Source organism: Antarctobacter jejuensis (assembly GCF_052266595.1).
Lineage (GTDB): Bacteria > Pseudomonadota > Alphaproteobacteria > Rhodobacterales > Rhodobacteraceae > Antarctobacter > Antarctobacter jejuensis.
The window spans coordinates 66,009-91,565 of the sequence record NZ_JBQQXJ010000007.1 but is presented as its reverse complement, the minus strand read 5'-3'; the positions used below and the strand labels follow the sequence as shown (position 1 = coordinate 91,565).

The 25,557-nt window shown below is 66.2% G+C and carries 2 protein-coding genes (1 of these 2 cut by a window edge); both read left to right on the top strand.

The genetic code is table 11. The features are described 5' to 3' along the window. Positions 1–2,959: the end of an SDR family NAD(P)-dependent oxidoreductase gene (locus ACTXGA_RS11760; protein ID WP_443393839.1), read on the top strand. 6,260 nt of this gene lie to the left of the window's left edge; the window shows 2,959 of its 9,219 coding nt (coding positions 6,261–9,219); its start codon lies beyond the left edge, outside the window; it ends in the stop codon at positions 2,957–2,959. After that, complete coding sequence (locus ACTXGA_RS11755) at positions 2,956–25,557, top strand: SDR family NAD(P)-dependent oxidoreductase (RefSeq protein ID WP_443393837.1); 22,602 nt, start codon at positions 2,956–2,958, stop codon at positions 25,555–25,557. Before ACTXGA_RS11760 ends, ACTXGA_RS11755 begins: the two co-directional genes overlap by 4 nt.

The following is a 25,557-nucleotide window of genomic DNA, read 5'->3' as shown; positions in this document are numbered from 1 at the left end:
GGCCCTGTGGCACGGGCAGGACTTGGCACAGGTGGAGACGCTGGAGGTCCGCGTCGCCGAACACGGCGCGGACCACCGGGTGACGTTTTCAGCCGATGGCGCACCACTCTTTTCCGCAGGATCGTCGTTGGCCAGTGCTGCGCCCGCTGCGCTTCCGGTCTGCCAAGGCGATGCCGGGGCTGTTGATCCAGCGGCTGTCTTCGCAGAGGCGGCGGTGGAATTCCTGCCCTATGGCCAACCGCTGGCCTCCTTCGCCTGCGACGCCCAAGGCCTGTGTCAGGCCCGCCTTGGCGAACCGGGTCTTTTGCAGGATCACGCCGCGCGCAATGTGACCCTGAAACCCGAAGTGTTGCTGGCTCTTTCGCAACTGGTGCAACTGTCAGCGCGCCAATGCGGGCTGCAGGAGTGGACCGAGGTCGCGCTTCACCGGGTGGCGGAGCTTGGCGTTGCGGGCCAGCATGGACCGGTGACGGAACTGCGCGGCCAACTGGACCTGCGGGACGGGCGATTGACTGGACAGGTCCAACTGCTGGACGGGCAGGGGCGTGTCGCGGGCTGGTTGCATGGAATCGAAACTTTTCTGCCCGCCGGAACCGAAGCGGAGGACACCACGGGCGGCGCGGACACCGTGTTGGTGCTTCGCGAAATGGTCGCCGGAATGCAGAAGTTCGACCTTGCGGAGGTAGACACGCAGACCAGCTTTCAGGCGCTTGGATTTGACAGCATCGGGTTGGCCGCGTTGACCGACGCGGTGAACACGCGGTTTGGCGTGAACCTGACACCGGCGGTGTTCTATGACGTGGAAACCATCGCGGCGCTTGCCGGGGCCCTCGGACCGGCGCAGCCGAGGCGGCTGAACATTGATCCGCCAAGGCAGGCGGGGACCAGCGTTCCGGAGCCATCCGGTGTGGCCACGGCCTCCGGCGCCACGGCGGAGGGGCCGACAGCACGGCGAACCCCGGGGGAGAGTGCAGCCGCGCCTGACCGTGCTGCAGCCGCGCCAGTGGTCTCGCCACACATGACGGCCTTGGCGGGGCCCGATCCAGAGGCCATGCCAATCGCGATCACAGGCATGTCGGGCCGCTATGCGCGCGCCGCCGATCTGGAGGCGTTTGCCACGTTGCTGCGTGGTGGCGGGCTTGGGCTGTCGCCCTTGCCGCTGCACCGTTATTCGCCGCGCTACGCAGAGCGTCTGCGCGCCGCCGGGTTGCCCCAGGAAGGCGGGTTTCTGGAGGATATCGCCGGCTTTGACGCCGAGTTCTTTCAGATGTCCCGAGCCGAGGCTGAAGTTACCGATCCGCAGCACCGGATGATGCTGGAATGCGTCTGGCAAGTGCTGGAGGACGCGGCCCGCCCGCCTGCTGCGCTGGACCCGCGTACCGGCGTGTTTCTTGGCGTGTCCGCACAGGATTACAAGGACCTCATGCTGGCCGAGAGTGTGCCGCCGGGCGGCTACATGGCCACCGGCACGTCGCATGCGATGCTGGCGAACCGGGTTTCGCATCTGCTGGACCTGAATGGCCCAAGCGAGGCGATCGATACCGCCTGCTCCAGTTCGCTTGTGGCGGTCGACCGCGCGGTGCGTGCCCTGCGCGGGGGCGAATGCACGATGGCAATTGCGGGCGGCGCCAACCTTGCGCTCAGCCTCGAACCCTTTGCCGGGCCGTTGGGGGCGGGAATGCTGAGCCCGACATCACGTTGCCACACCTTTTCCGCCGAAGCGGACGGCTATGTCCGGGGCGAAGGCGTGGGGGCGGTGCTGTTGCGACCGCTGGCGGATGCGGTGCGGGACGGCGACGTGATCCACGCGGTGATCCTGCACAGCGCAACCAACCATGGCGGGCGCGCCAGTTCGCTGACGGCGCCGCGCACCGGTGCGCAGGCCGCGCTGATAGAGGCGGCCATGGACGGGATCGATCCGGCCTCGATCCAGTATGTCGAAGCGCATGGCACGGGAACCCCGCTTGGCGATCCGGTCGAGGTAGATGCCTTGAAGCGCGCCTATGGTCGGCTTGCGCAGGCGCAGGGTCGGACGCTGAACCCGGGCAGTATTGCGTTGGGGTCGGTCAAGACGTCGATTGGCCACCTTGAGGCGGCGGCCGGCATCGCCGGGTTGCAGCGAGTGGTTCTGGCGATGCGCGAAAAGGCCCTGCCCGTCAGCCGTCTGGACGGGGCCGTCAATCCCTATCTCGGCTTGGAAAACACTCCTTTCCGCCTGAACACCCGGCCAGAGGCATGGCCTGACCCCGGTACCGGACACCGGCGGCGGGGGGCTGTCAGCAGTTTTGGATTTGGTGGCGCCAATGCGCATGTCGTGCTTGATGCGGCACCAGAGCGGTCCGCCGCTGTGCCACTGCCGGAGGTCGATCAAGTGATCGTGCTGTCCGCGCGCAGCGGGGCGGCCTTGCGTTCCCGGGCGCGTGCCTTGCTGGACGCCTGCGCGGATTTGGACGGACCCGGGCACCTGTCACAGATCGCGTGGACGCTGCAATCCGGGCGTGAGGCGATGGAACACCGCGCCGCATTCATCGCCCGATCCATGGAGGACCTGCGTCACAACCTTCTGGCCCTGTCCGAGAGTGAGACGGACCGGCCCGGTGTTTGGCGCGGCACGATGCGCCGCAGTGGCGGCTTTGCGCAGCAACGCGACGCCGTTTTGGCGGATCCCGCCGCAGATATCGAGACGCTGGCCCGCGATTGGACAGCCGGGGCGACGGTGGATTGGTCGCGATTGCATACGGTTCGCCCGCCCCGCTGCGTGCTGCCCGGCTATCCGTTTGAGCGACAGCCGCACTGGTTCAGCGCGGCCCAGCCTGATCCCGGTGACGCGCTTTTGCCCCGGCCTGCCTCAACCGGCGGCACCAGCAAGGCGCTGGCCGTGCTGGGCGATCTGGTGGCGGGGCGCACCGATGTCGCCGAGGCCGGCCGACGGCTGGCAAAAGAAAGGTCTGAGACGTGAGGGAACATAACCTGCAACTTTTCGCACCTCTCTGGCAGCGGATCGAGGCCGATGTCGCGCGACCATCGACCCGCGAACGTGAAATCCTGATCTGTGGCGGACTAGGTCACGCCGTCCCGTCAGCGGCGCAAGTTATCCGGTTGTCGGGCCGTTCCGCGCGGGAGCTGGGCTATGACCTGCTGCGCCGCTGCCAGATGCGCGCCACCAACGTGCAGGCCGGGCCAGAATGGCAGATTGCGACCTGTGACCCGGTTTTTGCCCAAGGGGCTGCGGCGCTTTTGCGCAGCGTTGCCCAAGAGGGAACGGACCTGCGTGCTCAGGTTATCCTGATCTCACCGGATTGCGCCAACGTGATGGAGCGTCTTGCCACTTGCCCAACAGGCGCGTTTGTCGATCTTCGCGGGGCATTCCCGCTGGTTCGGCGCTTTGTTCCCATCACGCCACAGACCGGTCCGCTCTGGCGGTCGGGCGGGCGCTATGTGGTCTCTGGCGCGCCCGGAGGTGTGGGGCGGTTGCTGCTTGCCGATATGGCGGCACGCGGGACCGATGTGCAGGTGCTTGGGATGGGCCGGTCTGAACCGGACCCGACCGAAATTGCGGCGTGGCGCGCCAAGGGGCTGCGCCTCGACCACGTGCTTTGCGACGTTGCGGACGGTTCTCAGGTGGCCCGCGCGGTTGGGGATTGGCGTGATCAGGGTGGCCCCGTGACCGGGGTGTTGCACCTTGCCGGCGTCACCCGCGACGCGCTGTTGCACAATAAGCGCGAGGCCGACGTGCAGGCGGTTCTGGCGCCCAAGCTGGACGGATTTGCGGCCCTTGATGCCGCGACGACCGAGGACCGTCTGGACTTCTTCGTCGCCTTTTCCTCGCTGGCCGGGATCACCGGCAACGAAGGGCAAAGCGACTATGCGCTGGCCAATGCGTTGATGGACGCCGAGGTCGGGCTGCGGGCCGAGGCGGTTCGGCGGGGGCAGCGGCACGGTCGGACACTTAGCGTCAACTGGCCGTTCTGGGCGGATGGCGGCATGACGATTGCCGCAACCGGACAGGCCGCCTTGCAGAGCGCGGGACTGTTTCCGATGACCTCCGTTCAGGGGCTGTCGGCGCTTGGTCAGGCGCTGGCGTCGGACGCGGATCAGGTCGCGGTGGCCTGCGGATCGATGCAGGACGTCGCGGCGCATCTGAACGCGGATCCCGCGACAGACAGCGCGCCGCGTCATGGACCCGCCGCGTCCGCCGGTCCGGGGCTGGCCCCTGTCGCGCCGCTGACAGCGCTGATTGCCGAGGTGACAAAGCGCGATCCCGACCTGATTGACCCTGAGGACCCGTTCGCCGTGTACGGCATCGATTCCCTGATGGTGGTCGAGATATGCCATCGCCTGCGCCCGGTCTTTGGCGATCTGCCGCGCGCCTTGTTGTTCGAACATCGCACCGTGGCGGCCCTGGCCGCCCATCTGGCTGAGCGCGACCCGGAGGCCTGCGCGCGCTGGACAGGGGAGGCAGGCATCGCCCCTTCGGTAAAACCCGTCCCCGCGCAGCCCGCTGTTCGCCCGCCGCGCCGCGCTGACGATGACATCGCAATCATCGGGATGAGTGGCCGGTTCCCCGAGGCAGACAATATCGATCAGTTCTGGGCCAACCTGCGCGATGGAAAGGACTGCATCGGGACATGCCCGCCGGACCGTTGGGCACAACAGGGGTTTTTCCATCCGACGCGTGAGGCCGCGCTGGCGCAGGGTGGCAGCTATAGCAATTCGGGCGGATTCATCCGGGATTTTGCCGGGTTCGACCCGCTGTTTTTCAACATCGCGCCGCGCGACGCCTTGGAAATGGATCCGCAAGAGCGGCTGTTCCTGCAGGCGGCATGGCACGCGCTGGAGGATGCGGGGCTGACCCGCGCGCAACTGCGCGCGCGTTTCGAAAACCGGGTCGGCGTTTTTGCAGGCGTTACCAAGTCCGATCACACGCGGCTTGGCCCGCGCCGACACGCCGATGGCTCGGTGTTGCATGCGCGCAGTTCGTTCAGCTCCATCGCGAACAAGGTCAGCTTTTTCCTCGATCTCTCCGGCCCGAGCCTGCCGGTCGATACGATGTGTTCAGCCTCGCTCACCGCTGTGCACATGGCCTGTGAGGCGTTGCGCGACGGTCGATGCGACATGGCGCTGGTGGGCGGGGTGAACCTCTATCAGCATCCCTCTTCCTATGCCGAACTCTGCCGGTCCGGCATGCTGTCCACGGACGGGCGTTGCCGCAGTTTCGGCGCCGGGGGCGACGGTTTCGTACCGGGGGAAGGCGTCGGCTGTCTTGTCCTTGTCCCGCTGGCGCAGGCGCGCGCGGCGAAGGACCGGATCGATGCGGTGATCGCCGCAAGCGCGGTCAATCACGGCGGGGCCGCCAATGGCTATACCGTTCCCAACCCGGCGGCGCAGCGCGCATTGGTTCGGACCGTGTTGGACGAGGCAGGAGTGGACGGCAGCGCCATCGGTTATGTTGAGGCGCATGGCACCGGAACGGCGCTGGGCGACCCGATCGAGGTCGAAGCGCTGACCGGCGCGCTGGCCACCGATGCACCGCGTTCAGACCGTTGCGCGCTGGGGTCCGTTAAGTCCAATATCGGTCATTTGGAAGCGGCTGCCGGTGTGGCCGGGGTCATCAAGACGGTGTTGCAGTTGCGCGATGGCTGGCTCGCCCCGACCTTGCACGCGGCGCAGACAAACCCGGACATCGATTTTTCCGAGACTCCCTTCGAATTGGTGCAGAGCGGTCGCGTCTGGGGCGGGCCACGGATGGCGACGGTCAGCTCTTTCGGTGCGGGTGGGGCCAATGCCTGCGTGTTGTTGAAAGCGCCAGAGGCTGCCGCTGTACCAACGCGCAAATTGGCGACAGGGCCGGATCTAGCGGTTCTTTCCGCGCGCACGGATGTAGCGCTGCGACGGCAGGTTGCCGCTCTGGCGGCGTGGTTGCGCGATGGCGGGCAGGCGGTGTCAACTGCGCCAGCCGAGGCGGTGGCCCGTCTGCTGGGGGTCGATCCGGGTGAGGTGCCCACGGATGTGCCTCTGGGCGAGTTGGGTCTGACGGCGGATGAGTTGCGCGGGTTGGCGCAGGCGCACACGGTCACATTGGCCACCTGCGTCAAGGATATGGGGTCGTCTGAGAACGCCGTGCGCCCCGTGGACCTTGGCGCGCTCTGCCAGACCCTGAGAGGCGGCCGCGAACAGTTTGCGCATAGGGCGGCCTTTGTCACCACGTCCGTTGCCGATCTGTTGCAGCAACTAGAGGCCTGGCCGGATGACAACGCTGCCCTGCGCGGCGAGGTGACGGCCAGCAAGGTTGACCTGCGCAGGCTGAACGAGGATCCGGACGTGCGCACGGCGTTGGCCGAACTGGTACACAACCGCGATCTGACGCGGATCGCCGGGCTCTGGTTGCAGGGGCTTGAAATCGATTGGTCCGCGCTTGCCTCCCATAGCCCGCCGCTCTCCCTTCCCGGTTACAGTTTCGAAAGCCGCCGCATGTGGATTGGCGATCTGGACCCGGCGGAACCGACCTCCGCCCGCCCTGTACCTCAGACCAACTCCGATAGAGGGCAGCCCATCATGACCGGGACGCAAATCGAGACACCGCAGCCGACTCCGGCGCGGCATTCGGTGGTTGAGATTGCCGACAGGGTCAGGGAGGTTTTTCTCAGGGTGATGGACCTTGAGCCCGGCGATATATCTGACACGCAGCCCTTTGCGGATTACGGACTGGATTCGATCCTTGGCGGGCGCTTTGTGCAGGCGATCAACGCCGCGCTGGGCACCGACCTGTCGCAGGCGGCCATTTTCGATCATGCCACGATTCGGAGACTGGCGGCGCATGTGCAGCCGCTGGTGCCGGAGACGGCACCGGTCGCTACCGTGAATCGATCCGAAACGCCGGTTCTTGCCCCCGTGCAGCCCGCACAAACGGCGACGCCGCGCCTGACCGACGAACCCATCGCCATCGTCGGCATGAGCGGGCGTTACCCCGGCGCGGAAACGCTGGAGAGGTTCTGGCAACGGCTGGAAGCGGATGACGAGATGCTGACCCCGGTCACGCGCTGGAGCCTGCCTGAAAGCGTCACGTGCCGCCGCGGCGGATTTCTGGACGGGATCGCGGAATTCGACGCGCTTTTCTTCAACATCTCGGGCACCGAGGCCCGGCACATGGATCCGCAGCAGCGGATCTTCCTGGAGGAATGCTGGCACGCGCTGGAACACGCGGGTCACGCGGGCACGGGCATTTCCGGCCGCAATTGCGGCGTCTACGTCGGCTGTTGTGCGGGCGACTATCAGGATCTGTTTCCGGGCAAACCCACGGCACAATCCCTGTGGGGCAATATGGCCTCGGTCATTCCGGCGCGCATCGCCTATTACCTTGACCTCAAGGGGCCTGCGCTGGCGCTGGACACCTCCTGTTCCAGTTCCTTGGTGGCGATCCATGCCGCCTGCGCGGCGCTGCGCAGTGGCGAGGTGGACATGGCGCTGGCGGGCGGCGTTTTCGTACAGGCGACGCCCAAGCTGTATCTAGCGGCCGGCAAGGCGGGAATGCTGTCGCCAAATGGCCGGTGCCACAGCTTTGACGCGCGGGCGGACGGCTTTGTGCCGGGCGAAGGGGCGGGCGTTCTGGTGCTGCGTCCCCTCAGCGCGGCGCTGGCCGATGGCGACACGGTCCACGCTGTCATCGCCGGCAGCGCGATCAACCACGACGGCATGACCAACGGCATCACCGCGCCCAGTTCCACCTCTCAGGCGGCGCTGATGCGCGGGTTGTATGACCGCGCGGGCATTGATCCCGCGCAGGTGCAGTTGCTGGAGGCGCATGGCACGGGCACCCAGTTGGGCGATCCCATCGAGTTCGAAGCCTTGCGCGCCGTCTTTGGCAGCGAGGGTGAGGGGCATTGTGCGCTGAGTTCGGTCAAGACAGCCATCGGCCACGGCCAGTTCGCCGCCGGGGTCGCGGGGGTTCACAAGGCCGCGCTGGCGCTGGCACATGATCGACTGCCGGGCAGCCGCAACTTCCGCTCTGTCAACGACAAGATCGCCATGCGGGGCAGCCCTTTCCGTGTCGTGACGCGGACTGAACCTTGGCCGCGTGTGCCCGGGCGGCTGGCTGCGATCAGTTCCTTTGGCGCAAGCGGTACGAACGCGCATGTGCTTTTGGCGGATGCGCCGGAGCAGGGACAGGGAGTGTATCAGTCCGACCGCTACCCGGTATTGCTGTCGGCCCGCAGCCCCGAAGCGCTGCGTGGCTTGGCCGAAGCGCTTGCAGACTGGTGTGACACGGGACCGGATGCGGCATTGGGTGACGTCGCCTTCACGCTGATGACCGGGCGCGCGCATCTGGAACACCGCACCGGGTTCGTCGTGCACGATTTGGGCGATCTTGCCGCTGCTCTGCGTGGCTGGCTGTCCGGTGGGAGCGCTACGGCCGCCTCTGAGGATAGGTCCGAGGCCGGTCGCGCGCTTGCGGCCTATCTGGACGGCGCGGATCCCGATCCCCTCGTTTTTGACGGTGACCGTCCCCGGCGCCGTCCCTTGCCGCGCACGCACTTTGAACGGGATGTTTATTGGGTCGATGAACACGCCCCGCAGGACAAGCCTGCCGGAGAGCCGCTGTTCTCCGTCACCCGCGAGGAAGGGAACCTGTTTCGGGTTCGTATCGACCCGGACGGTGTCCTGATGGCCAACCACCGTGTTGCCGGAATGCCCATTCTGCCCGGCCTGACGGTTCCGGCCATCGCGCATAAGGCTTGGCTGGCCTCCGGCGTGCAGGCGGGTCCGGTCGAGATCCGGGATCTGACCTGGTTGCTGCCGGTCGATGGCGCCGCCTTGACGGATCTGACACTTTCGCTGTCGCGCCGCGCAGATGGGGCGGATTTTGTGCTGTGCAGCGACGGTCGGACCCATGCGCAGGGGTATATCGGGCCAGTCGCGGGCGCGCTGCCGCCCGCCTTGACCGATCCCGGTGCCGGAGAGGCGATCTCACCGCAGGAATGCGAAGCCGCGCTCTGCAAAGGGTCTGTGATCCACGGGGCTGAACTGCTGGCCATTACCGGCGGGACGCGTGCCGGGGATCGGGCGCGTGTGTCGCTTGAGCGGCCCTCTGCCACGCCACTGGCGCTGGACCCGGTGATGCTGGATGCTGCCGTGCAGGGCTCGGTCGTCTTTGCCGAAGCCGAAGCACCGGCGACCGTGCCATACAGCGTCGCGCGGATCGTGATGAACAGCGGGTGCAGCGACCGGATGACGGCACTGCTGAGCGCGCCAAAGGTATCGTCGGATGGCACGCGCACCGGTCTGGACGTGGACCTGTTTTGCAAAGGCGAGGCGGTGCCCGCTGTGCAAATGCGCGGCATCACGGCCCGTCCTTTGAGACGCAATAGCGGCGCAACTGAACCTGCGGTCGACGTGCCCTCATCGGTTCTGTCCGTCTCTGTCCCGGTCTGGCGCAAGGTGACGCCGGACACGGTCGCGTTTGATCCCGGGCATGTGGTGGTTCTGGGGGCCAGTGCTGAGCATATGGCACGGGTCAGCCGGGTCTGGCCCACGGCCCGTTCCGTGTCGACGCCGCAGGAGATCGGAGAGACCCCGGATACCATCGTGTTGATGGTGCCGGACAGCGGTCCCGTCAGTCCGCAGGACGTGATTTCAACGGCAAAGGCCCTGACCCATGACGCGCTGGACCTGATCCGCACCGTCGTCGCGCAGGGCGGCGAGACGCGGGCGCTGAACTGGCTGATCTGCACCGAGGCCAGCCTGTCGACCGGTCGCGGTGAGGCGGGGCAGGGGATTGGGGCCGGTCTGGTCGGGCTGTTCGGGTCCATGGCGCGGGAATACCCCCATTGGCGCGTGCGCATTGCCGATGCCGAAACGCTGGACGATCTGCCGCTGGCCGAACTGGCGGCGCTGCCCGGCATGGGGGATGCCCCGGTCTTTGCCCGGCGCAGCGGGCTCTGGCTGGAGCAGGGGCTGAACCGGATGCCCGAAGGGCTGCCCGGGCAGGACGCCTCTCAGACGGCAGGCGGCGTGCATGTGATCGTTGGCGGCGCGGGCGGTGTCGGTCGGATCTGGTCCGAACATCTGACGCGCACTGCCGGTGCACAGGTGGTCTGGATCGGGCGCCGTGCGCCTGATGATGACATCCGGGCGGAACAGGACCGGATCGGTCGGCTTGGGCCGCGCCCGGTTTATATTCAGGCCGACGCGCGCAATCCCGAGGCGCTAGCCCGCGCGCGAGCACAGATCCTGTCCGATTTCGGCGGCATCGACCTTCTTGCACATTCCGCCATCACACTCGCCGACGCGACATTGGCGCGGATGCAGCCAGACGTTCTGGAAGACGCGCTCTCGGCCAAGGTCGACACGACGGTCAACATGCTCAACGTCTTCGCCGGTGACGTGCGAAGGGCCGTCGTGTTCTTTTCCTCGGTTCAGTCCTTTGCACGCATGCCGGGGCAGGGGAACTATGCCGCCGGGTGCACATTCAGCGATCACTTTGCCCGTATGGCGGGTGCGCGTCTCGACGTGCCGATACGCATCGTCAACTGGGGTTACTGGGATCAGGCCGGCATTGTCGCAACCGACGAATACCGCGACCGCATGGCTCAGGTTGGTCTGGCGGGGTTGGACGTGGGCGCTGCGATGCAGGCGCTGGACGCGGTCATCGATCAGGATCTGGCGCAGGTTGCACTGGCCAGTCTGGACGAGGGCGGCACGCTGACCGGTCAACGCGCCGACGTGCAAACCGTTTTTGCCCCGGCCGTCCCCGATATGCGCAAGGCGATGCAGCTGCCGCCGCAAGCCCCAGCCGTCAACGAGATCAGCTCGGTCGTCGGCCGCCAGATGGACCGGTTCGATACGCAGATGGCGGGCCTTGTCGCGGTGGCCTTGGCCGACGTGGGCGTGCTGACCGCATCGGGCCTGACCGATGCCGTGCCCAAGGGCGCGCCGCCCATCTATGCGCGCTGGCTGGACGAGACGCGCCGCGCCTTGCACCGGGATGGCATCCTTGATGCCGAGGGCCATGTCGTAGCGATCGCCCTGCCCACCCGGCCCGAAGCCGAACGCGCCTGGGACAATGCCGTCGCGGCTTGGCGGACAAGCCCCGATCTTGGCCCCCATGTTGCCCTCGCAGAGGCCATGCTGCGCGCATTGCCGGAGATATTGGCGGGATCGGTCGAGGCGACATCGGTGATGTTTCCCGGTGGGGCGCTCGACCTTGTCAGCGGCGTCTACAATGGAAACAGGGTAGTCGACTATTTCAACAAGGTCCTCTGCGACGTGCTTGAAAACGCGGTCCGTCAGCGGATCGCGGAGGATCCGGACGTCCGCCTGCGGCTGATCGAAGTCGGGGCGGGCACTGGCGGGACCGCGAACCGCGTCTTTGACCGGCTGGCGCCCTATGCCGCCAATATCGTCGAATACCGGTATACCGACCTGTCGCGGTCCTTTCTGATCCATGCAAAGCAAAGTTTTGGTCCGCGCGCGCCCTATCTGGAGACGGCGCTGTTCGACGTCGGTAAATCGCCGGACGATCAGGGCCTTGCGACTGGGCGCTATGACATCGCAATCGCGACCAATGTGCTGCACGCGACGCCGGATGTGCTGACCAGCCTGCGTAACGTCAAGGCCACGCTGGCGCGCGGCGGTCTGATTCTGTTGAACGAATTGACCGAGAACGTGCTGTTCAGCCATGTCACCTTTGGCCTGCTTGACGGCTGGTGGGCTTATGACGATGCCGATCTGCGGTTGGAGGGCACGCCCGCGCTGTCGCCCGAAATGTGGCGTGCCGCGCTGGAGGCCGAGTCCTTCGATACGGTCAGCTTCCCTACGCCCGAAGGGCGTGTGCTGGGGCAACAGATCATCGCCGCACGCAGCGACGGCTTGATCCATCGGGTGTCAATGGCGCGCGGGGCGGTCCCTGTGGCTGCAACCGTCGAAACAGCCGCACCAAAAGTGACGGTGCCGCTCGCGACGAGCGACCCCGCGCCTGAAACCGAAACCGCCGAAGCCGGTCTTTCGCGGGACACAGCGATGGATGCCGTGCGCTCCATGATCGCCGAGGCCATCGACATTCCCGCTGCACGGATCGCCGATGAGGTGTCGCTGGCGCGCTACGGGGTGGATTCGATCCTGATCCTGCAGATTGTCGCGAACATGCGCGACGCCTTTCCGCAGATATCCTCGACCCTTCTGTTCGAGATGGACACTGTCGCGGCCTTGACCGACCACCTGATCGAAAGCGCACCCGCCCGGATGCAGGCCCTGTTGGGCGCGCAGGCACCTGCCCCGGCAAAGGCGGCTTCGCCGCCCGAACCACACGTAGCGAACGCCGCAGAGCCCGCGGTGCCGCCGGCGGAGCCATCGCCACCCACAATAGCGGAAGTGTCTAAATCTGCCCCTGCTGGGGATGAGGACCGCGCCATTGCCATCATCGGCCTGTCGGGCCGCTATGCTGGGGCGCCGGACCTTGACGCTTTCTGGCAAGTGCTGAGCGAGGGCAGGGACTGCGTAACGGATCGCCCCGGCGACGGACGTCCATGGCCCGTTGAACAGGGGCAGACCCTGCCTGCGGGATACATGGATGGGGTCGACCGTTTCGATCCGCTCTTTTTCCAAATCGCCCCTGCCGATGCCGAGCGTATGGACCCGCAGGAACGTCTGTTCCTGCAGGCCGCGCACAACGCCATCGAAGCCTCGGGCTATGACCCCGAGCGGTTTGGCCGGAACCAGCGGGTTGGCGTCTATGCGGGCGTGATGAACGGGCACTACCCGACCCGCGCCGCCTTTTGGTCGGTGGCCAATCGCGTGTCCTACCTGTTCGATTTCACCGGTCCCAGCCTTTCGGTAGATACCGCTTGCTCCTCGTCATTGACGGCGCTGCATCTGGCGGTGGAAGGGCTGCGTGACGGGCGTTGCGATGTTGCGCTGGCCGGTGGCGTCAACGTCATCGCGCATCCGCGCCATCTGAACACGCTCAGGGATCTGGGCATGCTGGCGCCCGGAGGGCGGGCGCGCGCCTTTGGCGCGGACGCCGATGGCATGGTCAGTGGCGAAGGCGTGGGGGTCGCTGTTCTGAAACCGCTGCACAAGGCGCTGGCCGATGGGGATCATATCCACGGCGTGCTGCTGGGCAGTGCGCTCAACAGTGGTGGACGCACGCGCAGTTACACCGCGCCCAGCCCAAAGGCCCATGCCGATGTGATATCTTCCGCCCTGCGCGACGCGCGGGTAGAACCGTCGCAGGTCAGCCTGATCGAGGCGCACGGGACCGGCACCGCCTTGGGGGATCCGGTCGAAATTGCCGGGCTGAACAGAGCGCTGGACGGGGCCAAATCGGTCAGGGTCAGTTCGGTCAAATCCAATATCGGTCATTGTGAGAGTGCCGCCGGAATCGCCGGCGTGACCAAGGTTCTGTTGCAGATGCAGAACCGTCAGGTCGTGCCGAGCCTGCATGTCCAACATCTCAATCCGGAGCTGGACCTGAGCAGCGGAATGATCGAGATCGTTCGAGAGCCGCAGCCTTGGACGGCACAGCGCCGGATCGCCGGGGTCAGTTCGTTCGGTGCCGGTGGGGCCAACGCGCATGTCATTCTGGCGGAGGCGCCGGAACAGACCGCGCGCAGGGCGGTGGATGGCCCACAGCTTGTGGTGCTGTCGGCGAATGATGCCAGGGGACTCTCGGACCGCGCGCGCGACCTTGCCCAAGCCCTTGGTGGTGTCGATGCTCCCCTCGGCGACCTTGCCTATACTCTGCAGACCGGGCGCACACCCATGCGTCATCGTTTGGCCTTTGTCGCAAGCAGTGCCGAGGAGGCCCGCGCCCGGCTGAAGGACTATGCCGAGGGCCGCGAAAGCGGCGTCGAGGTAACTGCCGAAACCCGACCTGAGGAAGGGTTGACCGATCTGTTGCGGCGCTGGGCCGGGTCCGGGGATTGGGCGAGGATCGCGGAACTATGGCTGCGCGGCTTTGTCATCGACTGGGAGGACCTGTGGATCGGCAAGGACGTTCGACGCATTCCGTTGCCGGGCTACCCTTTCGCCGCTGAAAGCTACTGGCTGACGGAACCGGACGCAGCACCGGCCACAGCCGTCCCCGTGGCGACGCCGAAAACCGTAATGCCCGAAGATGAGCCCGAAGACGCATTGCTGACAGCGCAGGCGCATCTTGTCCGCACGGTCTCGGAGACGCTCAAGATCGCGGCCGAAAGGCTGGACCTCGACGCGCCGCTCGACGGTTATGGGCTCGATTCCGTAATGGTCCTGCGCCTTTCGGACCGACTTGAGGCGCGTTATGGCGCATTGCCGTCGACGCTTTTCTACCAGTTCCGAACCTTGCGCGCACTGGCCGAGCATCTGAGCGGTCTCTCCCCCGTCGTGGCGGAACAGCCTGCCGCATCGGTGGCGGAGGCAGTTGCACATGCACCGGCCATCACCGCCGCGCAGCCGAGGGAACAGCTTGAAACTGATCGGACCCACGACATTGCTATCATAGGCGTCGCGGGCCGTTATCCGGGCGCACCGGATCTGCAGTCGTTCTGGGAGTTGTTGAAGGACGGGCGCGACGCGATCACCGAAATCCCGCGGGACCGCTGGGATCACGATCCTTACTATTCGCCGACCCGTGCACCGGGCAAGACGCGCAGCCGGTGGGGCGGGTTCCTCGACAATGTCGACGCCTTTGACGCGCCCTTCTTTGGCATCCTGCCCGCCGATGCGGAACAGGCCGACCCGCAGGAGCGGCTGTTTGTCGAGACTGCTTATCACGCGGTGCAGAACGCGGGGCATACGCCGGGAAGCCTGCGCGCCGGTGGCGCGGTCGGGGTCTTTACGGGCGTGATGTATGAGGACTATCAGCTCTGGGGTGTCGAAGAGACGCTGCAGGGCACGCCGGTGGCCCTGTCGGGCAGCCCGGCCTCTATTGCCAACCGCGTTTCATGGCTTTTCGATTTCCGCGGGCCCAGCCTTGCCGTCGACAGCATGTGTTCCTCGTCCCTGAGCGCGCTGCATCTGGCGGTGCGCGCGATCCGCGCCGGGGAATGCGCCAGTGCCGTGGCGGGGGGCGTCAACCTGACCCTGCATCCCAACAAGTACCTCATGATGGGTCGGGGCGGATTCGAGTCGACCACGGGGCGCTGCACCAGCTTTGGTGCGGGCGGGGACGGCTATGTGCCGTCCGAGGGTGTGGGTGCCGTGGTGTTGAAACCACTGGCACAGGCCTTGGCTGATGGTGATCCTGTCTGGGCCGTCATCAAGGGGTCGGCGCTCAATCACGGCGGGCGGAGCAATGGCTACACCGTGCCGGACCCCGTGGCCCAAGCTGAGGTCATATCGGCGGCGCTGCGCGACGGTGGGGTCGCCCCCGAAACCCTCAGCTATGTCGAGGCCCATGGCACCGGAACCGCGCTTGGCGACCCGATCGAAGTGGCCGGGTTGTCCACCGCGCTGCATGGCAACGCCAGCTGTGCCCTAGGCTCCGTCAAGTCCAACATCGGCCATTGCGAAAGCGCTGCAGGCATTGCCGGGTTGACCAAGGTGCTGATGCAGATGCGTCACCGCCAGATTGTTCCCAGCCTGCATTCTTCGACCCTGAACCCGCATCTGGACTTGGCGCAGACCGCGTTCCATGTGCCGCAGGCCCTTGAAGACTGGACGGGCACGGGCGCGTTGCGTGCCGGCATCAGTTCCTTCGGGGCGGGCGGGTCGAATGTGCACCTTGTGGTCGAGGAAGCACCGAGCCGCGTGATGCGGCGCGACAGCGGGCGGCAGGTGCCGTTGATCCTGTCGGCGCGCACCGATACCCAGCTGAGGCAGATGGGGCGGGACCTTGCCGCGCATCTGGAAGGCACAGAGGATGCGCTGGACGACGTGGCCTACACCCTGCAGGCCGGGCGCGAAGTTCTGCCCAAAAGAACCGGCTTCGTCGCGGCTGACCGGCCCTCAGCCATTGCCGGGCTGCGTGCATTGTCCGAAGGGCGGATGCCGGCATCTGTCGCCGATGACCCCGCCGCAGCGTGCCTGACGGCCTGGCTGTCAGGTGAGCCGGTCGATTGGGACGCGTTCTGGCCAGAACAGCGGCAGAGGATCGCCTTGCCGGCCTATCCCTTTGAGCGGCACAGCTATTGGGGTGTTCCGCGCAAAACGACCCCGGCAACCGCTTCAGGTGACACACGCACAAGCTTTGACGTGATCTGGGTGGAGCGTGACCGGATCGAGGATCAACCCGACCCGCAGCGCCGATGCGTGATGACGGTCGGCCTGCCCGCGCCCGACGATGCGGACGCGACCTGCATTGCACCTGAGCTGCCGTCGGACGCCACTCAGGCGATGGCGGTTCTGGCGGCCTTCATCGGCCGGGTGCAGGAGGTCTGCCGCGGTCCGGAGCGTGCCGACATGGTGCAGATCATGTTGCCGTCAGATGCCGGGTCGGAGTTGGTTGCCGCATTGGCGGGGGCGGTAGGCGCGGTGGCGCAGGACGTGCCGGGATGTCGTGTGCAACTCGTGCAGGCACCGGTTGATGCGCCTGCGCGCGCTTTGGCGCAAGAGGCGCGCTGTTCCGACCGGGTCATCCGACATCAGGCAGGACGGCGACAGGTACGCCGGATCACCCGCGCCGACACAGTGGCAGGGGCCCCGTTCTGGCCGTCGGATGGGGTCGTGGTGATCAGTGGCGGTGCCGGTGGTCTGGGGAGGATCCTTGCCCGTCACGCCATGGCGCAGGGCGCGCATGTTGCGCTGCTTGGCCGTTCTGCCAAGCCTGAAGGCCTGGAAGACTTGCAGGCAGCGCATCCCGGTCGCCTGACGTATCTTTCGGTCGACATCTGCAATGGTCCGGCCTTGGCGCGGGCGCTCGAAGGGGTGCGTGCAGAAGGCAAGGCGATCAGGGCAGTCATCCACGCCGCGGGCCTGCTGCGCGACGCCTCTGTTCTGCGCAAAAGCCCGCAGGATGCGATGCACGTCGCATCGGTCAAGATCGCGGGGCTGGAGATGCTGGATGCGGCCACCGCGCAGGATCCGCTGGAGTTCTTCCTGTGCGCCTCCTCGCTTGCGGGTTTGACCGGCAATGCCGGGCAGGTCGATTACGCCTTCGCCAACGGCTGGCTGGACGGGGAGATGGCCGCGCGCGCGGAGCGTGGCGGACGCGGGCGAAGCCTGTCGGTCAACTGGCCGTTCTGGAGCGGTGGCGGCATGACACTCAGCGATGCGGCGCGCCGCGCAATGCAGCGGGACTACGGATTGGTGGCGATGCCAGATGCAGAGGGCATTGCCGCGCTGGGTGAGGCCCTGGCCTCGCAGGCCACGCAGCGGATTGTGACCTTTGGGCGCGCCGAGGTGATCGAACAGAGGTTGGACGGCGGCGCGGTTGAGGCGGCTCGATCCATGCCGGTTGTCAGGGCGCCGGCGATGGACGACGCGCCCGATTTGACGGCCCAAACGGACTCACCTGCCGACATTCTGGAGGGACTGCTGGACCTGGTGGCCGAAGTCTTGCGGATTGATCCCGGCGAAGTCGCGCCCGACCATCCGATGGTGGACTACGGGTTCGACTCGATTTCCTTTACCGATCTTGCCGATCGCTGCAGCACGCGGTTCGCGGCAGCGGTCACGCCGGACGTCTTCCTGTCATTCAGCACCCTGACCGAAGTCGCGGAGCATCTGGCGACACTTTTGCCAAGCCGCATTCCCCCGCAATCACCGGCCGCTCCGTTGCCCGTGCTCACCGAGGACAGGTCTGCCCCCGCGATCCACGGCACCGACAATCCAGTGTCCGATCTGGTCGCCATCTGCGGGATGAGCGCGGCCTTCCCCGGAGCGCCCGACATCGAAACCTTCTGGCGCAACCTCAAGGCCGGGCGTGACGCAATTTCCGAAATCCCGTCGGACCGCTGGGACTGGCGCGCCTATGACGGGGACCCGGGGACCGAGCCGGGTAAAACCGATGTCAGCTGGGGTGGCTTCATGTCCGGGCTGGCGGATTTCGATCCGATGTTCTTTGGCATCTCACCCCGCGACGCGGAACTGATGGACCCGCACCAGCGGCTGCTCATGACCCATATCTGGCATGCGATAGAGACGGCAGGCCTGTCTCCGCAGGCGCTTGCCGGCACCGACACGGCGGTGTTTCTGGCCACCTCCGCCAGTGACTATGCCGCCCTTGCGGCACAGCACGGCATCATTCTGGAACAGCGCACCGCCAACGGTATGGTTGGATCTATCGCGCCCAACCGGATCAGCGCCCTGCTGAACCTGCACGGCCCCTCCGAACCGGTCGAGACCGCCTGCTCCAGCAGCCTTGTGGCGCTGCACAGGGCGGTCGAGGCGATCCGCTCAGGCGCGCCCGCCGCGATCATCGGCGCGGTCAACACGATCCTGACACCCAACGCGCATATCAGTTTTGCGCGATCGGGAATGTTGTCGCGGACGGGCCGGTGCAAGGCCTTCTCGGACACTGCGGATGGATATGTCCGGTCTGAGGCTGTCGGGGCGATGCTCCTGCGCCCTCTCGACGCGGCGCTGGACGCCGATGAGCCGGTTCTGGGCGTGATCCGGGCGACAGGCATCAATCACGGCGGGCGCAGCGGGTCGCTGTTCGCCCCCAATGCCGAAGCGCAAAGCGCAGTTATTGCCAAAGCACTGCACCTCTCCGGTCTGGACCCGCGTGACATCACCGCAATCGAGGCGCACGGGACCGGAACGCCACTGGGCGATCCGGTGGAATTCGAAGGGTTGCGCCGCGGTTTCGAAGCCGCGCGGATCCGTCGAGGCGCAACGGGCACTAGGGATGGACGACCGCATCGCTGCGCTGTCTCCTCGGTCAAGACTCACATCGGTCATACCGAGATGGCCGCCGGATTCGCCGGGTTGGTCAAGATGGTCCTGCAGATGCGCGAGGGCACTCTGATTGGCGATCTGCACCGGGATCGGATCAACTCGCGGATCAACCTTGCGGATGGTCCGTTCCATCTGGTCGACGGGACGCAGGACTGGCCGCGTCTGACGGATGCTGCGGGCAATGCCGTACCGCGCCGGGCGGGGGTCAGTTCCTTCGGGTTTGGCGGCGTGAACGCGCATGTGGTGCTGGAAGAGGCGCCCCAGCCAACCCGACAGCCAGCGCGCGAAATACCGGCTCCGGAGTTGGTGGTCTTGTCTGCCATGTCAGAGGACCGGTTGCGTCAGAGCGTGGTTGATCTGCGGGCTTGGCTGGACAGCCCGGCGAGTGAGGGAGCCACCCTCGCAGAGATAGCGCATACCCTGCAGACCGGGCGCGTGGCGCAACGGCAGAGATTGGCGCTGATCGCTAAGGATCGTGGCGATCTTCGGCGCAAGATGGACCGCTGGCTGACAGACCCAGCGTGGGACGGAGTTTTTGGCGGTAAAGCTGCCCGGCGCGACCCGCCGTCGGCCCCGGCGCATGACGCTGCGTTGGATGTTGTCGCCCGGGCCTGGGTTGGCGGAGCTACGCCGGATTGGGTGTCGCGGCGTCAGGGCGGCAGCGTACCGCGCCGCATCAGCCTACCCACCAGCGCCATGCGGATGGCGCAGCACTGGATCATTCCCGGGAAAACGGTGCCTTCCGCCGTTGCGGGGGAAACGGCTGCGGTGCGGTCAGGGTTCCTCGGGCAACCCGTGATCGACGGAGAACGCCAGACATACCCCGTGTTCTTGGATGAACAGGTCTTTTTCCTGCGCGATCACAAGGTCAACGGCGAACCCGTCTTGCCCGGCGCGGCACATCTGGAACTGGCTCGTGCCGCGCTGGCCGCGCAGGCCGGGCATGATGACTGTCTGCCTTTGACCCTGCACGATGTGACCCTTGAAAGGATGGTCGGACGGGCTGCATTGGCGGCCGGTCTCCGCGTCGTGGTTCAGCCGTTCGCCGACCGGATGACATTCGAGATCACCTCTGGCGAAGGGGCGGCGCGACAGGTGCATTCCCGCGGGACCGCAAGCCGCAAAGCCTCTGGCCCGGCGAGCCTGCCACTGGATCAGTTGCGGGCGCAGCCTTTGCAGGAACTCACGCCCGAGACCTTTTATCAGGCCTTTTCCGGGCTTGGGCTGGACTATGGAGCCAGTCACCGTGCCATCCGTTCGGCAGAGGCCCGGTCGGATCTGGTCCTGACCCGCGTGAGCCAGTCTTTGCCGCCGGAAACGCTGGGTCCGGACATGGTGTTGCCCCCAAACATGGTGGATGCCGCGTTGCAGAGTACGCTGGGTCTTGGCCTGATCGACGGCGCAGGTCCATTGACACCCGCCGTCCCGGTGCGCCTGACCGAAGTTGTGGTGCGCGCGCCCATCGGTCGTGATGCGGTGGTCGTGGTGCAATCGGACTCCGCCGCAGGCCGTCGCGGTGTCGATGTGGCCATCTGTGACGCCGAAGGGCGGGTTCAGGTTGCACTCAACGGCTTTGTCACCGCGCCGTTGCCAGCGGCACGGACGCAGACTCATCTGCTGCGCCCCTGCTGGCGCGCGGCGGGTCCCGGGGTTCCCCTGTCCTTGACGCGTCATGTTGTCTTTGACCTGACGGCCAAGGGGCTGGAAGCCGCCGAAACCCCGGTGGAGGCGCACGTGCTTCGCTTCGCCCCTGATGAAGCGCAAGATGCACTGCTGACAGTGCTGCGCGCCCTGCGAGATCAGGTCACGGCTTTGCCGCGATCAAAGCAGGGTGCAGGCGCGGCCATTCAGGTACTGGTTGACGATGCAGATGCACCTCTGTCCCGGGCGCTTGCCGGGGCATTGCGGTCCTTGCGGATCGAATGGCCGGCCCTGACGGCGCAGGTGGTTGCGTTTGGAACCCATGCCACCTCATCCCGTCTGCGGGACGCGCTGGCGCAGGGAGGCGAAAGCCTTGTGCGCGAAGGCGCGGAACTGTTTTGTCTGGGTGTCGAGGAACTAATTGCTGATCGACAAACCTGCCCGTGGCACGACGACGGCATCTACCTGCTAAGCGGCGGGGCCGGCGGTCTGGGCCGGATTCTTGCCCATGACATCGCGGCGCGCGCCAACAACCCCACTGTGGTCTTGCTTGGCCGCAGCCTTGCCAGTCCCGATACCGAGGATTTGCTCGCCGCGCTGGAGGCGCTGGGCGCAAAGGCCGAGTATCATGCGGTTGACGTCACGCGGCATGAACAGGTTTCGGCTTGCGTGTCGGATGTCACCCGCCGATTGGGGCCTTTGACCGGCGTCATCCATGCCGCCGGGATCGCGCTGGATGCCTGGCTGACGGACAAAAGCGACGACGTTATGGCGCAGGTGCTGGAACCCAAGATTGCAGGCGCGCGGGCACTGGATCTGGCCACGCGGAATGCCCCACTGGAGCTTTTCCTTTGCGCGTCGTCGATCGCGGCGGTCTTTGGCAATCAGGGGCAGGTGGATTACGCGCTGGCCAACGGCTGGCTGGATGGCTTTGCCGCCACCCGCAATGCGCTGCAGCGAGAAGGCAAACGCGCGGGCCGTGCGGTTTCGGTCAATTGGCCGCTTTGGCGGGACGGCGGTATGCGGGTCGATCCGGCAACCGAACGCCAGCTACGGACACGCTTCGGCGTGGTGCCGATGCCGACGCGCGATGGATTGGCCGCACTTGATCAGGCTTGGGCGAGCGGTTTGGATCAGGTTGTGGTTCTGCATGGTGAAAGCGAAAAGCTGCGCCAATGGGTGCAGTTTGACGGGACCGAGCCTACCGCCAGCCCTGCGCCGCCTCTTTCTGCGGCGCCGCCACCTGCGGCCACCGCGATTCCGCGGACCGGGCCGAACCAAGAGGCAGTGACTGCAGAGTTGAGCGCCATCGTCGCCGACCTGTCCTCAATCTCGGTGGGGGACATCGACCCGGAGGCTGATTTCGCGGAATACGGGCTGGATTCGATCCGGATGACGGAACTGGCCGCGCAGGTGAGTGAGGCTTTCGGCGTCACGCTCAGCCCGACGGCCCTGTTCGAATTCCCGACGGTAGAGGCGCTTGCAAGACATACCGCGCAATTGGCCGCCAGCCTGCGGCCCAAGGTCGAGGTTTCGCCGGAGCCTGTTGCACGGCCTGTGGTCCAGCCCGGCGCAGGCATCGTTGAAGAGTTGACTGCCATGGTCGCGGATCTGGTCAAATTGCCGATCAGTGACATAGACCCTTCCGAAGAGTTGAGCGAATACGCGCTGGATTCCATCGCGTTTACCGAGCTTGCCGGTCAGGTTTCCGCACGCTACGGAATCGACGTATCGCCTGCGGCCTTCTACGCCCTGCCCACGCTGGAGGCGATAAGTGTCCATATCGCCTCCGAAACGTTGCAGCCTGCGGTCCCCGGTCCCTCAAACGATGTGACCCCGGAGCCCACTCAGTCCGTTTATGCAAAGGAATCGACGCCGACACCGCAGCCGCATTTGACTGCGAAACCCAAAGGCGCGGCGACCGAGGGCTTTGCAATTATCGGCATGACGGGCGCGTTTCCCGGCGCGCCCGACCTTGAGCGTTTCTGGCAAAATCTGGTCGAGGGGCGTGACGTGATCTCTCGCCCGCCTGCCGCACGCTGGGACTGGCAGGCCATCGACGGCGATCCCCGCGTGGAGCAGGGCCGTTGCAACGTCCATTGGGGCGGCTTCATGGAGGGGCTGGATCGCTTCGATCCGGAGTTCTTCGGCATTTCGGCGGGCGAGGCAGAGGTCATGGACCCGCAGCAGCGTTTGCTGATGACACATGTCTGGCGCGTGCTGGAGTCCAGCGGCTATGCCCCGCGCAGCCTGTCCGGAAGCCGGACGGGGCTGTTCGTCGGCATGAGTGCGTCATCCTACAGCGGCATGGTCGCTAAGGCCGGACGCGATATCGACCCGCGCTGGGTCACCGGCAACGTGGCCTCGGTGGGGCCAAACCGGATCAGCCATCTGCTGGACCTGCAAGGCCCCAGCGAACCGGTGGAAACCGCCTGTTCCAGCAGCCTTGTTGCGTTGCACCGGGGGCTGGAGTCTTTGCGGTCAGGCGAAAGCGACATGGTGATCGCCGGTGGCGTGAACATCATGCCGGACGAAACTCTGCACGTGGCCTTTGCCGCCGCTGGGATGCTGGCGCAGGACGGTCGTTGCCGCAGTTTTGCCGAAGGGGCCAGCGGCTACGTGCGCGGCGAAGGGATCGGTCTGGTTGCGGTCAAAAGACTTGCGGATGCCGAGGCCGACGGCGATGAAATCCTTGCCGTGATCCGCGCATCGGGCGTGCGCCATGCCGGTCGCGCGGTGTCGTTGACGGCGCCGAACCCGGCGTCTCAGGCCGCGCTGATCGCCGAAGTGCAGCACCGCGCCGGGGTGGATCCGCGCCAGATCACTTGCATCGAGGCACATGGCACCGGCACGGCGCTGGGGGATCCGATCGAGATTGACGCGCTGAAGACCGCCTTTGGACAAGGGCCTCATGGCCCGGGCGAGCCTGCGCATTGTGCAATTAGTGCGCTGAAATCCCATATCGGGCATCTCGAATTGGCCGCCGGTGTCGCGGGCCTGATCAAGTTGGTACTGCAGATGCGCCACGGCGTGCTGGCCGGGAACCTGCATTGCGAGCAGGTGAACCCGCACATCCGCCTCGATGGCTCTCCCTTCTACATTGTGCGCAAAACCATCGACTGGCCCCGGCAGCTGGATGCCGCAGGACAGGAACAACCACGGCTTGCCGGGCTAAGTTCCTTCGGCTTCGGCGGGGTGAACGCACATCTGGTGCTTGAAGAGTATCCTGCGCAAGCCTCGCCGGAGCCGCCCGCTGACGCTGCGGCGATCCTGATTTCAGCGCGGACGCCGGAACAACTGGCGGCAGCGGTCGTAGACCTGCGCGACTGGGCTGCTGAACGGAACGGCGATGCGGCGCTGCTGCACCGTGTTGCGCATACCTTGCAGGTCGGTCGGGACCGGATGGCCTGTCGGCTTGGTTTTGTTGCGGGGGACTGGAGCCGGTTGGTGGCAACACTGGAACGGCTCGCCGGGGGAGAGACACCTCCCGGCGTCGAGCGCAACGCATCGGGTGATGCGCAAGTGGCCGGGGTGCTGGACGACGACGATCTGGCCTCGGTCGTGGCGGGGTGGGCGGCGCGCGGCGATCTTGCCCGCATGGTCAAAGGCTGGGTCGCAGGGTTCGGCATCGACTGGGCCACTGTCCGGCAGGGGCCAGCGCCACGGCGGATCGCCCTGCCGACCTATCCCTTCGCCGAGGATCGCTACTGGATCAGGACCTCTGGAAAGCAGCCTGCACCTGTTCCGGTCGCAAAGCCTGAACCGGCGCCGCTCCCGCCGAAAGGCACGGCGGATGAGGGGATCGCGGATCTCGTCACCGGCACGCTTGCAGAGTTCCTCGCCGTTCCGGCGGAAAACCTGACACCGGATACGCGATTCCAGGACGTCGGGGTCGACTCGATCGGTCTGCTGACCCTGTCCAGTCGCGTCGCGGCCAGATTGCCGGGCCTGAACCTTGACGCCTATGGCAGCCGGATGCTGGAGGCGCCGACGCTTGGCGCATTCTGCGCGGTTCTGGATCAGGCCAACGGGACCGCGGCCGCACCTGTGACATCCGGCTCTGCCTTGGCCGAGCCTGCGTCACCCGACCCGCAGCACCCTGATAATGTTCCGGCAGTGGACAGGAGTGCATCGCAAAATGGCACGGTGCGGCTGGATATGTACGGAAGCTCGCTCAAGGCGGACCCCCTCGATCTGGTGATCGCGCGGTTGCATCTGGTCTCCAGATCCCCGCTTTCGGCCGAAGCCGAATTGGTGGTGAACGAGGCGCATCCCTTCTTCTTCGATCATCCCCTTGATCACGTCTCGGGCATGCACCTCTGCGAGGCCATGTGTCAGTTGACCCGCGCCGTGCATGCTTTTCGGCACCGGCTCGAAGGGCCGGGGATCTTTCATCTTGTGGACCTGCGTTTCGAATTTCCGAACGTCTGCTCCAAAACCGTGCCCGCGCTGGTGCAAACCGAATTGAAGCAGGACGGTCCGGAGGCCGTCTATGCCGCGCGCGTCGTTCAAGACGGCCGCGTGGTGGCCGAGGCGCAACTGGTGTGCAGCGATCGGCCCGTGTCGGAACTGGTGCCGGGCAAGGCACCCGGCGGAGGACGGCGCACTGACCGGCGCTGGGTCAACAAGACGAACCCGGCCAATGTGCTGCTGGCGGGGCTACGCGCTGTGAACGACGGTCTGGAAGCGCGGCTGAGCATCCATCCACAGGCAAGTTTCTTTGCCGATGCGGCAACCGGGACGCTGGACGCGATCGTTCTGGCCGAGGCCGCGCGACAGTTGACCCGCGCCGCGCCCCGCCTGTTGCCCGCGACCCCAGCCAAGGACCGCACCACCAAGGTGGAGGCTCCCGCGATCGGGCTGCTCAAACATCTGGCTGTGACGCTGGACGCGCCCTTGCAGAGAGAGGCGCCGATCCTGCTGCGCACCGAACACTGCGCGCCTGTCGCGCTGGGCGGGGCGGCCATGCTGGCGCTGGACGGATACCTCGACTGTGCGCTGACGGGCGCACGGCTGGGCTCTTTCTCGACCAAGGTCATCAGCGTGACCGAGTCCCTCAAGAACAGCTGGGATCGCCAGCGCCACCAAGCTGACAAACCCTGA